At 67.7% G+C, this 17,301-nt stretch carries 16 protein-coding genes; 8 read left to right on the top strand and 8 right to left on the bottom strand.

The window, feature by feature from the left end:
• Position 1: 1 nt before the first annotated feature.
• Together QC385_RS19240 and QC385_RS19235 are read right to left on the bottom strand one after the other, a co-directional pair.
• Positions 2 to 1,084, bottom strand: a complete 1,083-nt coding sequence (locus tag QC385_RS19240) for an inositol-3-phosphate synthase (protein WP_279542542.1) — start codon at positions 1,082 to 1,084, stop codon at positions 2 to 4.
• Positions 1,085 to 1,129: 45 nt separating this feature from the next.
• Positions 1,130 to 1,804, bottom strand: a complete 675-nt coding sequence (locus tag QC385_RS19235; protein ID WP_150481899.1) for a PadR family transcriptional regulator — start codon at positions 1,802 to 1,804, stop codon at positions 1,130 to 1,132.
• A 391-nt stretch (positions 1,805 to 2,195) separates the two neighbouring features.
• On the opposite strand from QC385_RS19235, the gene QC385_RS19230 reads away from it, so the two are divergent.
• Complete coding sequence (locus tag QC385_RS19230; protein WP_279542541.1) at positions 2,196 to 4,838, top strand: transglycosylase domain-containing protein; 2,643 nt, start codon at positions 2,196 to 2,198, stop codon at positions 4,836 to 4,838.
• 122 nt (positions 4,839 to 4,960) lie between these two features.
• A complete protein-coding gene (locus tag QC385_RS19225) occupies positions 4,961 to 6,472 on the top strand; it encodes a glycosyltransferase family 87 protein (protein ID WP_279542624.1) in 1,512 nt (503 codons plus the stop codon).
• A gap of 96 nt (positions 6,473 to 6,568) precedes the next feature.
• Here the strand turns inward: QC385_RS19225 and QC385_RS19220 are convergent, their stop codons facing one another.
• The 3 genes from QC385_RS19220 to QC385_RS19210 form a co-directional block, all read right to left on the bottom strand.
• Positions 6,569 to 7,600: an alanine racemase gene (locus QC385_RS19220; protein WP_279542540.1), complete on the bottom strand. Its 1,032-nt coding sequence runs from the start codon at positions 7,598 to 7,600 to the stop codon at positions 6,569 to 6,571.
• A 65-nt stretch (positions 7,601 to 7,665) separates the two neighbouring features.
• A complete protein-coding gene (gene femX, locus QC385_RS19215) occupies positions 7,666 to 8,787 on the bottom strand; it encodes a peptidoglycan bridge formation glycyltransferase FemX (protein WP_279542539.1) in 1,122 nt (373 codons plus the stop codon).
• Positions 8,788 to 8,953: 166 nt separating this feature from the next.
• Positions 8,954 to 9,271 (bottom strand): hypothetical protein, encoded by a 318-nt coding sequence (locus QC385_RS19210; protein ID WP_279542538.1) that lies wholly within the window; start codon positions 9,269 to 9,271, stop codon positions 8,954 to 8,956.
• Positions 9,272 to 9,535: 264 nt separating this feature from the next.
• On the opposite strand from QC385_RS19210, the gene rpsF reads away from it, so the two are divergent.
• The 4 genes from rpsF to rplI all read left to right on the top strand — a co-directional run bounded on the left by rpsF (position 9,536) and on the right by rplI (position 11,225).
• Positions 9,536 to 9,826 (top strand): 30S ribosomal protein S6, encoded by a 291-nt coding sequence (gene rpsF / locus QC385_RS19205; RefSeq protein ID WP_030847098.1) that lies wholly within the window; start codon positions 9,536 to 9,538, stop codon positions 9,824 to 9,826.
• Positions 9,827 to 9,897: 71 nt separating this feature from the next.
• On the top strand, positions 9,898 to 10,479 hold the full coding sequence (locus QC385_RS19200) for a single-stranded DNA-binding protein (protein WP_279542537.1): 582 nt from the start codon (positions 9,898 to 9,900) through the stop codon (positions 10,477 to 10,479).
• A gap of 44 nt (positions 10,480 to 10,523) precedes the next feature.
• Positions 10,524 to 10,760: a 30S ribosomal protein S18 gene (gene rpsR / locus QC385_RS19195; RefSeq protein ID WP_003949403.1), complete on the top strand. Its 237-nt coding sequence runs from the start codon at positions 10,524 to 10,526 to the stop codon at positions 10,758 to 10,760.
• An 18-nt stretch (positions 10,761 to 10,778) separates the two neighbouring features.
• Entirely contained in the window at positions 10,779 to 11,225 is a 447-nt protein-coding gene (gene rplI / locus QC385_RS19190; protein ID WP_086599149.1) for a 50S ribosomal protein L9, read from the top strand.
• A 138-nt stretch (positions 11,226 to 11,363) separates the two neighbouring features.
• On the opposite strand, the gene QC385_RS19185 is transcribed toward rplI, so the two are convergent.
• Complete coding sequence (locus QC385_RS19185; protein ID WP_279542536.1) at positions 11,364 to 12,701, bottom strand: MATE family efflux transporter; 1,338 nt, start codon at positions 12,699 to 12,701, stop codon at positions 11,364 to 11,366.
• A 460-nt stretch (positions 12,702 to 13,161) separates the two neighbouring features.
• Here QC385_RS19185 and dnaB point away from each other — a divergent pair, with 460 nt between their 5' ends.
• Positions 13,162 to 14,643 carry a replicative DNA helicase gene (dnaB, locus tag QC385_RS19180; RefSeq protein ID WP_279542535.1) on the top strand — a complete coding sequence of 494 codons (1,482 nt, stop codon included), beginning with the start codon at positions 13,162 to 13,164 and terminating at the stop codon, positions 14,641 to 14,643.
• Positions 14,644 to 14,702: 59 nt separating this feature from the next.
• Entirely contained in the window at positions 14,703 to 16,088 is a 1,386-nt protein-coding gene (locus QC385_RS19175; protein WP_279542534.1) for a serine hydrolase domain-containing protein, read from the top strand.
• A 55-nt stretch (positions 16,089 to 16,143) separates the two neighbouring features.
• On the opposite strand, the gene QC385_RS19170 is transcribed toward QC385_RS19175, so the two are convergent.
• Both QC385_RS19170 and QC385_RS19165 read right to left on the bottom strand, forming a co-directional pair.
• Entirely contained in the window at positions 16,144 to 16,596 is a 453-nt protein-coding gene (locus QC385_RS19170; RefSeq protein ID WP_279542533.1) for a GNAT family N-acetyltransferase, read from the bottom strand.
• Positions 16,597 to 16,697: 101 nt separating this feature from the next.
• Positions 16,698 to 17,162, bottom strand: a complete 465-nt coding sequence (locus QC385_RS19165; protein WP_279542532.1) for a MarR family winged helix-turn-helix transcriptional regulator — start codon at positions 17,160 to 17,162, stop codon at positions 16,698 to 16,700.
• Between the last annotated feature and the right edge of the window lie 139 nt (positions 17,163 to 17,301).

Raw genomic sequence — 17,301 nt, 5'->3', positions numbered from 1 at the left:
CTCAGCGCTCGACCTCACCCTTGATGAACTTCTCGACGTTCTCGCGGGCCTCGTCGTCGTAGTACTGGACGGGCGGGGACTTCATGAAGTAGCTCGACGCGGAGAGCACGGGGCCGCCGATGCCACGGTCCATGGCGATCTTGGCGGCGCGCAGGGCGTCGATGATGACGCCCGCCGAGTTCGGGGAGTCCCAGACCTCGAGCTTGTACTCCAGGTTCAGCGGGACGTCACCGAACGCACGGCCCTCCAGGCGGACGTACGCCCACTTGCGGTCATCGAGCCAGGCCACGTAGTCGGACGGGCCGATGTGGACGTTGTCCGCGCCCATGTCGCGGTCGCGGATCTGGGAGGTGACGGCCTGCGTCTTGGAGATCTTCTTGGACTCCAGGCGGTCGCGCTCCAGCATGTTCTTGAAGTCCATGTTGCCGCCGACGTTCAGCTGCATCGTGCGGTCCAGGACGACGCCACGGTCCTCGAACAGCTTCGCCATGACGCGGTGCGTGATGGTGGCGCCGACCTGGGACTTGATGTCGTCGCCGACGATCGGGACGCCCGCCTCGGTGAACTTGTCCGCCCACTCCTTGGTGCCGGCGATGAAGACTGGCAGGGCGTTGACGAAGGCGACCTTGGCGTCGATGGCGCACTGGGCGTAGAACTTCGCCGCGTCCTCGGAGCCGACGGGCAGATAGCAGACGAGGACGTCGACCTGCTTGTCCTTGAGGACCTGGACGACGTCGACCGGCTCCTCGGCGGACTCCTCGATGGTCTCGCGGTAGTACTTGCCGAGGCCGTCGAGGGTGTGGCCGCGCTGCACCGTCACGCCGGTGCTGGGTACGTCGCAGATTTTGATGGTGTTGTTCTCGGAGGCGCCGATGGCGTCCGCCAGGTCGAGACCGACCTTCTTGGCGTCCACGTCGAACGCGGCGACGAACTCGACGTCGCGGACGTGGTACTCGCCGAACTGGACGTGCATCAGGCCCGGCACCTTGGACGCCGGGTCGGCGTCCTTGTAGTACTCGACTCCCTGCACCAGCGATGCGGCGCAGTTGCCCACACCGACGATGGCTACGCGAACCGAACCCATTCCGGTTGCTCCCTGTGTGTACGAGTGAGGCCCTTCCACGGGCTCTCACGTGGCGGTGTCGTCGGGCGTATCCGGACGGGGGTCGTCCCCCGGCCGGGGCAGGCCGCCTGACGCTCCAGATGTGGTGTCACGCGAACCGGGCTCCCCGGAGGCGGGACCCTTCAGGTCCCGTCCCGCCCGCTCGCTCTCGATGAGCTCGTTCAGCCAGCGCACTTCGCGCTCCACGGACTCCATCCCGTGGCGCTGGAGCTCAAGCGTGTAGTCGTCGAGGCGCTCCCGGGTCCGGGCCAGGGAGAGGCGCATCTTCTCGAGGCGCTCTTCCAGCCGGCTGCGGCGGCCTTCCAGCACGCGCATGCGCACGTCGCGTGAGGTTTGCCCGAAGAAAGCGAAACGGGCGGCGAATGTCTCGTCCTCGTACGCGTCGGGCCCGGTCTGCGAGAGCAGCTGCTCGAAGTGCTCCTTGCCCTCCGCCGTCAACCGGTAGACGATCTTGGCGCGGCGGCCGGTGAGGGGAGCGGCCTCGGTGTCGTTCCCCGGCTCCTCGATCAGCCAGCCGTTGGCGACCAGCGTCTTGAGGCAGGGGTAGAGCGTCCCGTAGCTGAACGCACGGAACACACCCAGTGACGTGTTGAGTCGTTTGCGCAGCTCATAGCCGTGCATCGGAGATTCGCGGAGCAGGCCGAGTACGGCGAACTCGAGGATCCCGGAACGCCGGCTCATCGTCGCCTCCTCTCTGCCGCGGTACCCGATGTGTCGGACCGATGTGTCGCGCTGATGTATCGACTCGATACATCACGACGATAGAACGGCCTTCCGGATGCGACAAGAGGCGGTGTGGTGAACGGGATCACATCACCGATTCATCGGACACGAGTTGCCTGATTTGAGGTGAAGTTCAGGCCTCGGCAGGTTTTGGCGGTGCGTAGTCTGTGCGCCATGCACATCACCGGGAACCAAGTGACGCCTGAGAGCGTCGTCGTCTTCGGTGTAGTACGGGTGCATGCGGGACCGATGAATGCGGAGCCGACCGCATCCGTACTTCGGGGGGACCGGAAACCAGCCGCCGTTTCCAGGCGCGCAAGGGTGCGCCTGCCCGAGGAGTAGTCGTTCGATGAGCGAGCACCGTCGCAAACCGCCGCAGCCGCAGGGAGGCGGACGTGCCGCGGCCCGACGCGGCCAGTCCGGCTCGTCCTCCGGCCGCCGCGCGGCCCCGCGAGGCGCCACCGGGTCTCCGTCCGACTCCTATGGGTCGGACTCCTATGACGCGGGGGGTGAGGAGCGTGCGTACGGCGGCCGTGCCGAGGCCCGGCGTGCGGCGCAGAGAAGCACCGGAGGCAGCCGCCGCAGAGCGGCCGAACCGGGCCGTGGTGGCCGGCGCGCCGCTCCCGGCGGGCCGGCCGGGCCCGGGCGAGGCAGGGGGCGTGCGGCTGCCTTCCCCGACAAGAAGCGGCTGATCGACTATCCGCGGGTCGGCAAGTACGGCTGGCAGCGCTGGCTGCCGTCCTGGAGGCTCGTCTCCGGCCTGTGCATCGGCTTCTTCGGCAGCCTGGTGGCCGTGGCGGGCATCGGGTACGCCATGGTGGGCGTCCCGAACGAGGAGAACGCGGCGGCCCGGTCGCAGAACAACGTCTACTACTGGTCCAACGGCAAGCAGATGGTCGCGACGGGCAGCGGCCAGAACCGGCAGAACGTCACGATCGACCGGATCCCCAAGGCCATGCGGCAGGCGGTGATCTCGGCCGAGAACAAGACGTTCTACCAGGACTCAGGCGTCGACCCCATGGGTATCGCCCGGGCTTTGGCGAACATGGCCCGGGGCGCTGACACGCAGGGTGGGTCTACGATCACCCAGCAGTTCGTCAAGAACACCTACCTGAGCCAGGAACAGACAGTCAGCCGTAAGTTCAAGGAGATGTTCATCTCGATCAAGGTGGGCACGAAGCTCACCAAGGACGAGATCCTCCAGGGGTACCTCAACACCTCGTACTACGGGCGTGGCGCCTACGGCATCCAGGCCGCCGCCCAGACGTACTACGGCAAGAACGCGGAAGACCTCGATGCGAGCGAGTGCGCCTTCCTCGCCGCTCTGCTCAAGGGCCCGACGTACTACGACCCCGCGGGCAACGAAGGTATCGACGAGGCAGCGAACAAGGACGCCAACCGCAAGCGCTCGGAGACGCGCTGGCGCTGGATCCTCGAGCAGATGCACAAGGACAACAAGCTCACGGACGCCCAGTACCAGGAGGCGATCAAGGAGTACCCCATGCCCCAGGGCCGCAAGGCGACCAAGGGCATGAGCGGCCAGATCAGCTACCTGGTGGACACGGCCAAGAAGTACGTCCTGAACCACTCCAACATCACGGAGCGGGAGTTCGACCAGGGCGGCTACCAGATCAAGACGACCTTCGAGAAGGACAAGGTCGAGGCGCTGGCCAAGGCCGTCAAGAAGGTCGAGGACGAAAAGCTGGACCCGGACAAGCGTGAGCTGGACAAGCACGTCCAGTTCGGTGCGGCGTCGGTGAAGCCCAAGGACGGTGCAATCGTCGCGCTCTACGGTGGTGCCGGTTACGAGAAGGGCCACTTCAACAACAACGCCGACACCTCGGGCGTCCCCGTGGGCTCGACATGGAAGCCGTTCGTGCTCGCCGCCGCCATGGAGCACGGCACCTACCGGAGCGATGGTCCTCTCTCGCCGCTCAGCAAGTACAACGGCAACGACCGTCTCAAGGTCAGGAACAATGACGGCTCCTACGTCATGAAGAAGGACAACACACCGTTCCTCCAGAAGAACGAGAGCGATCGCCCGTGGGGCTACATCACCTTGCGTAAGGCGATGGAGCAGTCCGTCAACACCCCGTTCGTCCAGCTCGGCATGGACGTCGGGATGAGGAACGTGCGGGACGTGGCTGAGAAGTCCGGCATCTTGGACGCCAGCTTCGCCCACCTCAACCCGTCGTTCGCGCTCGGTACGTCGACCCCCAGCGCGATCCGCATGGCTGACGCCTACGCGACGTTCGCCGCCGCCGGCAAGCAGGCCGCCCCGTACTCGGTGACCAGCGTCAAGTTGAACGGGCAGGAAGTCGAAGGCTTCGACAAGCCGCGCATCACGCAGGCGATGCCCGAGAACGTGGCGAACAACGTCACGGACGTCCTGGAGAACGTCATCCAGAACGGTACGGGCAAGAACGCCCTGTCCCTGGGCCGTACGGCGGCCGGCAAGACCGGTACGACGGACGAGAACAAGTCGGCCTGGTTCGTCGGCTACACCCAGCAACTGTCGACCTCGGTCGCGATGTTCCGTGAGGACCCCAAGAGCGCCAAGCTGCTCTCCATGAACGGCACGGCGGGTGAGCCGTCCATCCACGGTGGTGACACTCCCACCGAGGTGTGGACCGAGTACATGAAGGCGGCGCTGAAGGGCAAGCCCGACCCCGGCTTCCCGGAAGCCGAGGAGATCGGCGAGATCCAGGACGCGGTGGGTGCTCCGACCCCGACCCCGACCCCGAGCATCACGCCCAGCGAAACCCCGTCCTCGTCGCCGAGCGTGACGCCCAGCGAGACCCCGACTTCTCCGTCGCCCTCACCGAGTGACACCTGTGGGTTCTTCGGCTGCGAGGACGACGGCGGTACGGAGAACGGCGGCGGTACAGGCGGAGACGTGTCGCCCTCGCCCTCGCCGAGCGACACGGGCGGGGACGTCGGCAACACCAGAGGCAACGGCAACGGAGGCATCTTCGGAGGCTCCGAGGGATAGCCGACCGATCGCCCGGCTTGGGTGTTTCACGTGAAACGCGAAAGGTGTTTCACGTGAAACAGGGGCCGCCGCACCAACCTGGTGCGGCGGCCCTCGGCGTATGGACAGACGCGTACGGCAGGATGTGCGGCATGGCCAGTGCAGAATCGACGCGAGCGAGCGTCCATGAGCCGGAACCGGTGCGGCCGACCCACGAGGACGGGGTCGCCGCGGCCGGCAGCGAGCTGATCGGCGGCCCGCTCGGGCGGCGTGCCCTGCTCGGGGCGTCCAGGTGGACTCCCGTGCGGGTGATCGCGCTGGTGGCGATCGGCATGTTCGCCCTCGGCCTGGTTCAGAAGGCGCCCTGCTACAACGGCGCCTGGTTCTTCGGGGCCAGCTCCCAGTACACACACGCGTGTTACTCGGACATCCCGCACCTCTACCAGGGGCGTGGCTTCGCCGACGGGCTCGTGCCGTATTTCGACAAGCTCCCCGGCGACATGCAGTACCTGGAGTACCCGGTGCTCACCGGCGTCTTCATGGAGGTTGCCTCCTGGCTCACGCCCGGCAGCGGCAGCATCCAGGACCAGGAACAGTGGTACTGGATGGTCAACGCCGGGATGCTGATGGCGTGTGCGTCGGTCATCGCCGTCTGCGTGACCCGCACCCATGCCCGGCGTCCCTGGGACGGCCTGCTGGTCGCACTGGCGCCTGCCGCCGCTCTGACGGCGACCATCAACTGGGACCTGCTGGCGGTCGCCCTGACGGCCGCGGCGATGCTGATGTGGTCGCGCGGCCGCTCCCTCGCCTTCGGCGTCCTGCTGGGACTCGCCACGGCCGCCAAGCTCTATCCCTTCCTGATCCTCGGGCCGCTGCTGGTGCTGTGCTGGCGGGCGGGCAAGTGGCGTGAGTTCGGGACGGCTCTCGGCGGTGCGATCGTCGCCTGGGTCGTCGTGAACGGTCCGGTGATGCTCTTCGCGTTCGAGGGCTGGTCGAAGTTCTACACGTTCAGCCAGGAACGGGGCGTCGACTTCGGTTCCTTCTGGCTGATCATGGCCCAGAACTCGGACGACCCGCTCAGTACCGACACCGTCAACACGCTCGCCACGCTGCTGATGCTGCTGTGCTGCGCGGGTGTCGCGGTGCTCGCGCTGACCGCTCCGCGTCGTCCGCGGTTCGCCCAGCTAGCCTTCCTGATCGTCGCGGCGTTCATCCTCACCAACAAGGTCTACTCGCCGCAGTACGTCCTGTGGCTGGTCCCCCTGGCCGCCCTCGCCCGGCCGAAGTGGCGGGACTTCCTGATCTGGCAGGCCTGCGAGGTGGCCTACTTCCTGGGGATCTGGATGTACCTCGCGTACACGACCAGCGGAGACGCCCACAAGGGGCTGCCCACCGACGGCTACCACTGGGCCATCGGCCTGCACCTGCTGGGCACGTTGTATCTGTGCGTCATGGTCGTGCGTGACATCTTCATGCCGGAGCGGGATCCGGTGCGCCGGTCCGGGGACGACGACCCCTCGGGCGGAGTGCTCGACGGCGCTCAGGACGTCTTCGTCCTGGGCCCTGCGGCCCGACCCGCCCGGCACGCGGCCGCTCAGTTCGACGGGCCGCAGGTCGAATGGGGCAGGCGGGGCGCGACGGGCGGTTCGCTCTGAGCGAACGATGCGAAAGGCCGTACACGGGAAACCGTGTACGGCCTTTCGCTGTGCCGGCTGTGCTTGCTGTGCTGGGCCCGTCCGTGCGTGTGCCGCTCAGCGGTCCATGAGCCGGTCGAACTGCGTGGTGGTGTGCCGCAGATGGGCCACCAGCTCCTCGCCGACCTTCGGCTCCGGGGCGTCCGCGGGCACGAACAGGATCGACACCTGCATGTGCGGCGGCTCGGCGAACCAGCGCTGCTTGCCGCCCCAGACGAACGGAGAAAGGTTCCGGTTGACCGTCGCGAGGCCGGCCCGGGCGACGCCCTTGGCGCGCGGCATGACACCGTGCAGCGCCTTGGGGGCCTCCAGACCCACCCCGTGCGACGTACCGCCCGCCACGACCACCAAGAAGCCGTCGGAGGCCGCCTTCTGCTGCCGGTAGCCGAAGCGCTCGCCCTTGGCCACGCGCGTGACGTCCAGGACCGCGCCGCGGTACTCGGTGGCCTCGTGGTCCCCCAGCCACAGCCGCGTGCCGATGCGGGCACGGAACCGCGTCTGCGGGAACTGCTGCTGGAGACGGATGAGTTCCTCGGCCTTGAGGTGGCTGACGAACATGGTGTGCAGAGGCAGCCGGGCGGCGCGCAGCCGGTCCATCCAGCCGATGACCTCCTCGACCGCGTCAGACCCGTCGGTGCGGTCCAGCGGCAGGTGGATCGCGAAGCCTTCCAGGCGGATGTTCTCGATGGCGGCGTGCAGCTGGGACAGATCCTGCTCGCTGATGCCGTGCCGCTTCATCGAGGACATCACCTCGATCACCACACGGGCGCCGACGAGGCCGTACACGCCGTCTATCGACGACACCGAGCGGATGACCCGGTCCGGCAGGGGGACGGGCTCCTCGCCGCGCCGGTACGGCGTCAGCACCAGCAGGTCACCGCCGAACCAGTCCTTGATCCGGGCGGCCTCGTACGTCGTGCCGACGGCGAGGACGTCCGAGCCCAGCCGCGTGGCCTCCTCCGCCAGCCGCTCGTGCCCGAAGCCGTAGCCATTGCCCTTGCAGACCGGCACGAGGCCGGGGAACTGCTCCTGCACGTGCTTGTGGTGCGCCCGCCAGCGCGCGGTGTCGACGTAGAGCGTGAGCGCCATGGCCGGACCTGGAACCTTTCTCGTGGTTGCCGTGTATCAGAGGTATGGAAGCACTGAACGTGACATCAGCGGCGCGACATGTAGATGTCGAGCGCCTTGTGCAGCAGCTTGTTCAGCGGGAAGTCCCACTCGCCGAGGTACTCGGCGGCCTGCCCGCCCGTGCCCACCTTGAACTGGATCAGGCCGAAGAGGTGGTCGGTCTCGTCCAGCGAGTCGGAGATACCGCGCAGGTCGTAGGCGGTGGCTCCGAGCGCGTAGGCGTCGCGCAGCATCCGCCACTGCATCGCGTTCGAGGGCCGGACCTCGCGGCCGATGTTGTCGGACGCGCCGTAGGAGTACCAGACGTGCCCGCCGACGATCAGCATCGTCGCCGCCGACAGGTTCACGCCGTTGTGCCGGGCGAAGTACAGCCGCATGCGGTTGGGGTCTTCGCTGTTGAGGGCCGTCCACATGCGCTGGAAGTACGACAGCGGACGCGGCCGGAAGTGGTCGCGCACGGCCGTGATCTCGTACAGCCGCTGCCATTCCTCGAGATCCTGGTAGCCGCCCTGGACGACCTCGACACCGGCCTTCTCGGCCTTCTTGATGTTGCGGCGCCACAGCTGGTTGAAGTTCTTGTGGACCTCTTCCAGGGAGCGGTTGGCCAGCGGCACCTGGAAGACGTAGCGGGGCTGGACGTCGCCGAAGCCGGCGCCGCCGTCCTCGCCCTGCTGCCAGCCCATGCGGCGCAGCTTGTCGGCGACCTCGAAGGCGCGCGGCTCGATGTGGTCGGCCTCGATGTCGCGCAGCCGCTTCACGTCGGGGTTCTGGATGCCCTGCTTGATGGAGGTGGCCTCCCAGCGGCGGATGACCACCGGCGGCCCCATCTTCACCGAGAACGCGCCCTGCTGCTTCAGGTGCGCCAGCATCGGCTCGATCCACTCCTGGAGATTCGGCGCGAACCAGTTGATGACCGGGCCCTCGGGCAGGTAGGCGAGGTAGCGCTTGATCTTGGGGAGCTGCCGGTAGAGGACCAGACCGGCACCGACCAGCTCGCCCGTCCTGTCGTCGAACCATCCGAGGTTCTCGGAGCGCCACTCCGCCTTGACGTCAGCCCAGGCCGGGACCTGCATGTGGCTCGCCGACGGCAGGCTCTGGATGTAGGCCAGATGCTGCTCTCGACTGATGGTCCTCAGGGTCAGGCTCATTTCGGGGCGCTCCTCGGGCTGGTGTGTCCCCATAGGGTCAGGGGCTCCGGCTCTCGCGCGAAGCCTACTGCGCCTTGGATGCGCGCCGGTTGGGCGTACGGAACCTTCGCCCCGGCCCATGAGCGGCCGGGACGGCACCCGGTGTTCGGAAGGAGTGTCCCTGGCGTCAGTCGATGAGACCGCCGAAGAGACCGCCGTGCGCCATGCCCAGGAAGAACCCGACGGCCGCGGCACCGAGGCCGAGGATCAGTCCGAAGCGCTCCCGGGTCGTCTCCGACACCCACTGGCCGTACGCGCCGGTGAGAATGCCCACCAGGCCGGTCCAGGAGCTCAGCAGATGCAGGTCCTCGTCGACCAGTGCCGTGATGAACGACGTGATGCCCAGCACCAGGGTCACCGCGAGCAGGGTGTCCTGGAGGGGGTGGGGCTTGCCGTCCGTGGCGAAGAGGCCGCCGGCGGTGTTGGGTCGCAATGCCTGTGCCATAGGGCACCTCCTGCGAAAGTCGGCGCAATGTAGCGCCATACACACCCGATGTGTACAGATTGGCTGCCCTGACGGCCGGATTTCAACCGCAAGCCGCTATGCGGGTAGTCTGTACCCTCCGCACCGGTGTCTGCCCATGTCACGGCAAGGGCTTCTCCACAGAACCCCCGATTGTCAGTGGTGGCCGATACCGTTGCCTACGCATCACAACCCTCCTGCCACGGAACGACCGTGGCCGCTGAGTCCAAAGGAGGTGGGTTCCACATGCGTCACTACGAGGTGATGGTCATCCTCGACCCCGAGGTCGAGGAGCGCGCTGTCTCTCCGTTGATCGAGAACTTCCTGTCTGTCGTCCGTGACGGCGGCGGAAAGGTCGAGAAGGTCGACACCTGGGGCCGTCGTCGTCTCGCGTACGAGATCAAGAAGAAGCCCGAGGGCATCTACTCGGTCATCGACCTGCAGGCCGAGCCTGCGGTCGTCAAGGAGCTCGACCGCCAGATGAACCTGAACGAGTCGGTCCTCCGGACCAAGGTCCTCCGTCCCGAGACCCACTGAGCTCTCACGCTCAGCTGATCCCGGGATTCGAGTAGCAAGCAGCCAGAGCAAACCCGCCGAGAGGTTCCCCCATGGCAGGCGAGACCGTCATCACGGTGGTCGGCAATCTTGTCGACGACCCCGAGCTGCGCTTCACCCCCTCCGGTGCGGCCGTCGCGAAGTTCCGTGTCGCGTCCACTCCCCGCACCTTCGACCGCCAGACGAACGAGTGGAAGGACGGCGAGAGCCTCTTCCTGACCTGCTCGGTCTGGCGTCAGGCGGCGGAGAACGTCGCCGAGTCGCTCCAGCGAGGCATGCGCGTCATCGTGCAGGGCCGGCTGAAGCAGCGGTCCTACGAGGACCGTGAGGGCGTCAAGCGCACGGTCTACGAGCTGGACGTCGAGGAAGTCGGCGCCAGCCTGCGCAATGCCACGGCCAAGGTCACCAAGACCACCGGCCGCGGTGGCCAGGGCGGCTACGGCGGCGGCGGTGGCGGTGGCGCCCAGGGTGGCGGCGGCTGGGGCGGCGGCCCCGGTGGCGGCCAGCAGGGCGGCGGCACTCCCGCTGACGACCCGTGGGCGACCGGCGCTCCCGCCGGTGGCAACCAGGGCGGTGGCGGCGGCTGGGGCGGTGGCTCCGGCGGCAGCGGCTACTCGGACGAGCCCCCCTTCTAGGGCGGGTTCGCACCCCAACTTCTTGATCACACAGGAGATACACCATGGCGAAGCCGCCTGTGCGCAAGCCGAAGAAGAAGGTCTGCGCTTTCTGCAAGGACAAGGTCACGTACGTGGACTACAAGGACACGAACATGCTGCGGAAGTTCATTTCCGACCGCGGCAAGATCCGTGCCCGCCGCGTGACCGGCAACTGCACGCAGCACCAGCGTGACGTCGCCACGGCCGTCAAGAACAGCCGTGAGATGGCGCTGCTGCCCTACACGTCCACCGCGCGATAAGGGAAGGGTGACCGACACATGAAGATCATCCTCACCCACGAGGTCTCCGGCCTCGGTGCCGCGGGCGACGTCGTCGACGTCAAGGACGGTTACGCTCGCAACTACCTGATCCCGCGGAACTTCGCTATCCGCTGGACCAAGGGTGGCGAGAAGGACGTCGAGCAGATCCGTCGTGCTCGCAAGATCCACGAGATCCAGACCATCGAGCAGGCCAACCAGATCAAGGGCCAGCTCGAGGCGGTCAAGGTTCGTCTGGCCGTCCGCTCCGGCGACGCCGGTCGTCTCTTCGGTTCCGTCACCCCGGCCGACATCGCTTCCGCGATCAAGGCTTCCGGTGGCCCCGAGGTCGACAAGCGCCGCATCGAGCTGGGCTCGCCGATCAAGACGCTGGGCGCTCACGAGACGTCCGTGCGTCTGCACCCCGAGGTTGCCGCCAAGGTCAACATCGAGGTCGTCGCGGCCTGAGTGCCGCGCTCGCTGAGGCAGTGAGCGATGGGGTCGCATCCTCCGGGGTGCGGCCCCATCGCTGTTTCAGCGCTCTCGTCGTTTCACGTGAAACACGGTGTTTCACGTGAAACAGTCAGCGAGGGCGGAGTCGGGCGGTCAGCGGGTCGCGCCCGTCACGATCCAGCGGCCCGAGCGGGTCCGGAGCCACAGCGTCACCATCCGTACGGTCATCATCAGCGTCATGGTGGCCCACAGGGCGGTGAGCCCGCCGCCCAGTACCGGCACCAGCAGGGCGACCGGGGTGAAGACCGCCAGAGTGAGCAGCATCGCCCAGGCCAGATAGGGGCCGTCGCCGGCGCCCATCAGAACTCCGTCCAGGACGAAGACAATGCCGGAGATCGGCTGTGAGAGGGCGACGATGAGCAGGGCGGGCAGCGCCGCGTCCTTGACCGCGGAGTCACTGGTGAACAGGGGCAGGAATGCCGGTCGGGCGATGACGACCAGGATGCCGAGGACGACCCCGACGGCGATCCCCCACTCGACCATGCGACGGCATGCTTCGCGGGCGCCTTGTGTGTCACCGGCTCCGAGGTAGCGCCCGATGATGGCCTGTCCCGCGATGGCGATGGCGTCGAGGGCGAAGGCGAGCAGGCTCCACAGCGACAGGATGATCTGGTGTGCGGCGATGTCGGCATCACCGAGGCGGGCGGCGACCGCCGTGGCGATCATCAGGATCGCCCGCAGGGAGAGGGTACGAACCAGCAGGGGCACACCGGCCTGTGCAGAGGCCCTGATCCCGGCGGCGTCCGGGCGGAGCGAGGCACCGTGCTTGCGCGCACCGCGCACAACCACCACGAGGTAGACCACCGCCATGCCCCACTGGGCGATGACGGTGCCCCAGGCAGATCCGGCGATCCCCAGGTCGGCGCCGTAGACGAGCCCCGCGTTGAGAGCACCGTTGGCGACGAAGCCGGCGATGGCGACGTAGAGAGGAGTCTTGGTGTCCTGGAGGCCGCGCAGGACACCGGTCGCGGCCAGGACGACGAGCATGGCCGGTATGCCGAGCGCAGAGATGCGCAGGTACGTGATGGCGTAGGGGGCCGCCGCGTCCGAGGCGCCGAAGAGATCCACGACGCCGGACGCCGTCGGCATGACGACGGCGACGACGGCAGCGCCGAGGAGCAGTGCCAGCCAGATGCCGTCCATGCCCTGGCGGATGGCGGCTTGGAGGTCGCCCGCGCCGACGCGGCGGGCGACCGCCGCTGTCGTGGCGTAGGCGAGGAAGACGAAGACACTGACGGCGGTCATCAACAGGGCCGAGGCGACGCCGAGGCCGGCGAGTTGGGCCGTGCCCAGATGGCCCACGATCGCGGTGTCGGCCATGAGGAAGAGGGGCTCGGCGACGAGGGAGCCGAAGGCCGGCACGGCCAACGAGACGATCTCTCGGTCGTGCTGTCTCCGGCCGGTTCGGTGACGCGCGGGGGCCTGTGTCATGTGCACCAATCTAATCGTCCACAGGTAAGAGATGCAAAGGTTTTGCACCCCTTACCTTCCGTCCAGCGGTACGCACTGCTGTGCACCATTCGAAGCGATCTTGCGCTGGTTGGGAAAGTTTTTCTTCTGCACAGCCGGTGGACGGCAATACCGCAGGTCAGAGACGTCTCGCCGAGACGGCTGGGTGCTTGTTCACAGGCCTGTCCACCGGGTCGTGCACAGGTTTTGATGGGTTCTCCACAGCATCTGGGCCGTCGTCCACATGGCCTGTGGATAACCAGATTGGCTGACGGTGCCGACGGGCCTACCGTGGTCCGGCGCCCACTCCGTCCGCCGGTTTTAAAAACGTCACAAAACCGGCGTTGGCTAACCGGAGTTGGGCGTCTCATTTGTCAGTGCCGTGCCGTAGAACAGAGGGGCACGGCGAGGTCTGCTGCGGCGGACGGGAGGAGGTGGCTCGGTGAGCATTTCCGAGCCCTTGGACGACCCGTGGGCCGACAGCGGTCCCAGTGATCGTCTGCCCGCCTCCCGCCGACGTGGCGACGGAGCCCGGGGCCGCGACGAGCAGCACGAGCGGGGCAGGGACAGCGGGGCATGGGACGGGGGCGCGGCTCCGGCGTTCGAGCGGGTACCGCCGCAGGACATCGAGGCGGAGCAGTCCGTCCTCGGCGGCATGCTGCTCTCCAAGGACGCCATCGCCGACGTCGTCGAGATCCTCAAGGGCCACGACTTCTACAAGCCGGCCCACGAGACGATCTACCAGGCCGTCCTCGACGTCTACGCCAAGGGCGAGCCGGCCGACCCCATCACGATCGCCGCCGAGCTCACCAAGCGCGGTGAGATCAACAAGGTCGGCGGGGCCTCGTATCTGCACACCCTCGTCCAGACGGTGCCCACGGCCGCAAACGCCGCCTACTACGCGGAGATCGTCCATGAGCGGGCCGTGCTGCGCCGCCTGGTCGAGGCGGGCACACGCATCACGCAGATGGGATACGCGGCCGACGACGACGTCGACGAGATCGTCAACCGCGCCCAAGCGGAGATCTACGCGGTCACCGAGCAGCGCACCAGCGAGGACTATCTGCCGCTCGGCGACATCATGGAGGGCGCTCTCGACGAGATCGAGGCGATCGGCTCGCGCAGTGGTGAGATGACCGGTGTGCCCACAGGGTTCACGGACTTCGACTCCCTCACGAACGGCCTGCACCCGGGCCAGATGATCGTCATCGCCGCGCGTCCCGCCATGGGTAAGTCCACGCTCGCGCTGGACTTCGCGCGGGCCGCCTCGATCAAGAACAACCTGCCGAGCGTGATCTTCTCGCTCGAAATGGGGCGCAACGAGATCGCGATGCGTCTGCTGTCCGCCGAAGCCCGGGTCGCCCTGCACCACATGCGGTCGGGCACGATGACGGACGAGGACTGGACGCGTCTGGCCCGGCGGATGCCGGACGTCTCGGCCGCCCCGCTCTACATCGACGACTCCCCGAACCTGTCGATGATGGAGATCCGCGCCAAGTGCCGTCGCCTCAAGCAGCGGAACGACCTGCGGCTGGTGGTCATCGACTACCTCCAGCTGATGCAGTCCGGCGGTTCCAAGCGGGCCGAGAGCCGTCAGCAGGAGGTCTCGGACATGTCCCGTAACCTCAAGCTGCTGGCCAAGGAGCTGGAAGTCCCGGTCATCGCGCTCTCCCAGCTGAACCGTGGCCCCGAGCAGCGCACGGACAAGAAGCCGATGGTCTCCGACCTGCGTGAGTCCGGTTCCATCGAGCAGGACGCCGACATGGTCATCCTGCTGCACCGCGAGGACGCCTACGAGAAGGAGTCGCCGCGCGCGGGCGAGGCCGACCTGATCGTGGCCAAGCACCGAAACGGCCCGACGGCGACGATCACGGTCGCCTTCCAGGGGCACTACTCGCGGTTCGTGGACATGGCGCAGACCTGAGCCGGTGCCGGCGGCGTAATGAGGTCGACTCGCCGGGCCGGGCCAGGTGGACTTGGGCCATGACGACACCCAAGGAAGAGCTGCTTCCCGCAACGAGTCGTGCGCTGCTGCACCGGATCGCCGTGGCACAGACACAGGGGCGGGCCCCGTCGCTGGTCGCGGCCGTGGTCCGGGACGGGCGGGCGGTGTGGCACGGCTCCCGGACATCGGTGGACGGAGAAGAGCCCGACGAGCACGTCCAGTACCGCATCGGCTCGATCACCAAAACCTTCACCGCCGTTCTCGTGATGCGCCTGCGGGACGAAGGATTGCTCGGGCTCGGGGACCCGCTGGAGAAGTACGTTCCGGGTACGGGCGCGGGGGAGGCCACGGTCGCCGAACTGCTCGCGCACACAGGCGGCCTGGCGGCCGAGTCGCCCGGTCCGTGGTGGGAACGCACGCCCGGATCCCTGCGGCCGGAACTGTCCGACGTGCTCGGTGAGCAGCCTCTTCTGCACCCCGTCGGCCGACGGCACCACTACTCGAATCCCGGCTACACGTTGTTGGGCGCGCTCGTCGAGGAGCTGCGGGGGACCTCCTGGGAGGAGGCACTACGGCGTGAAGTGCTCGAACCACTGGGGCTCGATCGCACGGACGTGCGACCGCGGGCTCCGCACGCGGGTGGCTGGGCCGTGCACCCCTGGGCCGACGTGTTGCTGCCCGAGCCCGCCGAGGACCTCGGTCGTATGGCACCCGCCGGTCAACTCTGGTCGACCACGGCAGATCTGGCCCGGTTCGCGGCCTTCCTGATGAGGGGTGACGAGAGGGTGCTGAGTGCCGAGCCGCTGCGGGAGATGCGGACCCCGGCGGCACCGGCGGAGGCTGCGGATGTGATGTCCGGTGATGCCTACGGCCTCGGCATGCAGATTCAGCGCAGGCACGGCCGGCTGCTCGTGGGGCACAGCGGATCCCTGCCGGGCTTTCTGGCGAATGTGAGCATCAGCGTGGAGGACGACGTGGCGGCGGTCGTGCTGGCCAACTGCACCTCGGGACCACTGGTGTCCGGCGTCGCCGCCGACCTCGTCCGTACCGTCGCCGACGCGGAGCCCCGGATCCCCGCCCCATGGAGGCCACTGAGTGACGTCGCCCCGTCGACGCTGGAGCTGGCAGGGCAGTGGTACTGGGGCACGTACGCCTTCGCCCTGCGGCTCACGGCCGACGGACTCGTCTCACTGGAGCCGCTGTCCGGCAACGGGCGACGCTCGCGGTTCCGACCGAACGGCGATGGCACCTGGACCGGCCTGGAGGGTTACTACGCCGGAGAGCTACTGAAGGCCGTACGGCGGCCGGACGGGTCCGCGAGCCATCTGGACCTCGGTTCGTTCGTGTTCACGCGTCAGCCGTACGACGAAGGGGCTCCCGTGCCGGGCGGGGTCGACCCTGAGGGTTGGCGTGGGATCGGTTAGACGGTGACGTGGAGGGGGGTCTGTTTCACGTGAAACAGACCCCCCTCCACGGCCGTCACAACGCGAGCTTGAAGCCCGTGTGAGAGGCCGTGAAGCCGAGCCGTTCGTAGAAGCGGTGGGCGTCCGTTCGTGTGTTGTCGGAGGTCAGCTGGACCAACTGGCAGCCCAGGTGCCGGGATTCATCGATCGCCCACTCGATGAGCTGTGTTCCCAGGCCGCTGCCCCGCTCGTCGGCATGGACGCGTACGCCTTCGATGATCGACCTGGTCGCACCGCGTCGGGAGAGCCCGGGAATGAGAGTGAGCTGGAGCGTGCCGACGACGCGGTCTTCCCGCACCGCCACGACCAGGCGCTGGTTCGCGTCGGCGCTGAGCCGCTCCAGCGCGGTCAGGTACGGGGTGAGGTCGTCGGGTGACTCGCGCTGTGCGCCCAAGGGGTCGTCCGCGAGCATGGTGACGATCGCGGGTACGTCGTCGGCGGTCGCGGGGCGTATCTCAAGATCTCCCATGGACCGCACCCTACGCAGCGACGGCCGGGCCCTGCGCAGGAATGGTCAGATCCTGCGGGTGACGGCCGGATCCCGCGCAGGACGGCCGGTGCGGGCGGACTCTAAGCGGGCACCGGAGTCTTCAGCGTCTCCACGACCCGGACCAGAGGAGCCAGCTCCGGATTCTTCGCCGCCTCGTCGAGAGCCTCGCGCAAGGCGGCGTCGTTGGTCGGCCGGGCCTCTTCGAGCAGCTTGAGGCCTGCCTCGGTGACGTTCGTGTAGATGCCCCGGCGGTCGGTGGGGCACAGGTAGCGCTCCAGGAGTCCGCGGTCCTCGAGCCGGGTGACCAGACGGGTGGTGGCGCTCTGGCTGAGGACGACCGCGTCGGCGACCTGCTTCATCTGGAGATGGCCGCCGTCCCCGTCGTGCTGCCGGCAGAGCACGTCGAGCAGGGAGTACTCGCGCGCGCTGAGGTCGTGCTTGGTCTGGAGAGCGCGCTCGATGCGGGCCTCGATCCTCCCGTGCAGCAGGGAGAGGGCGCACCAGCTCTGGGCGAGAGCGGTGAGCGCGGGGTCCGTCGCTGTCATTGGCGTTTCCTCCGTCCCGGAGTGGCTGACACCCAGGATAGAGCAGGCCCGCAATTGACGGCGCTTGCAGCTAGCCCGCGTGTGCAACTATTGTCGGAGCACGTAAAGCGCTCCTGCAATTGTCTGGGAAGGTGTACCC

Source organism: Streptomyces sp. DH10, assembly GCF_029813805.1.
In the GTDB taxonomy this organism is placed as follows: Bacteria; Actinomycetota; Actinomycetes; order Streptomycetales; family Streptomycetaceae; genus Streptomyces; species Streptomyces coeruleofuscus.
Note: the sequence above shows the minus strand (reverse complement) of the source record. Positions and strands in the feature narration are given on the sequence as shown.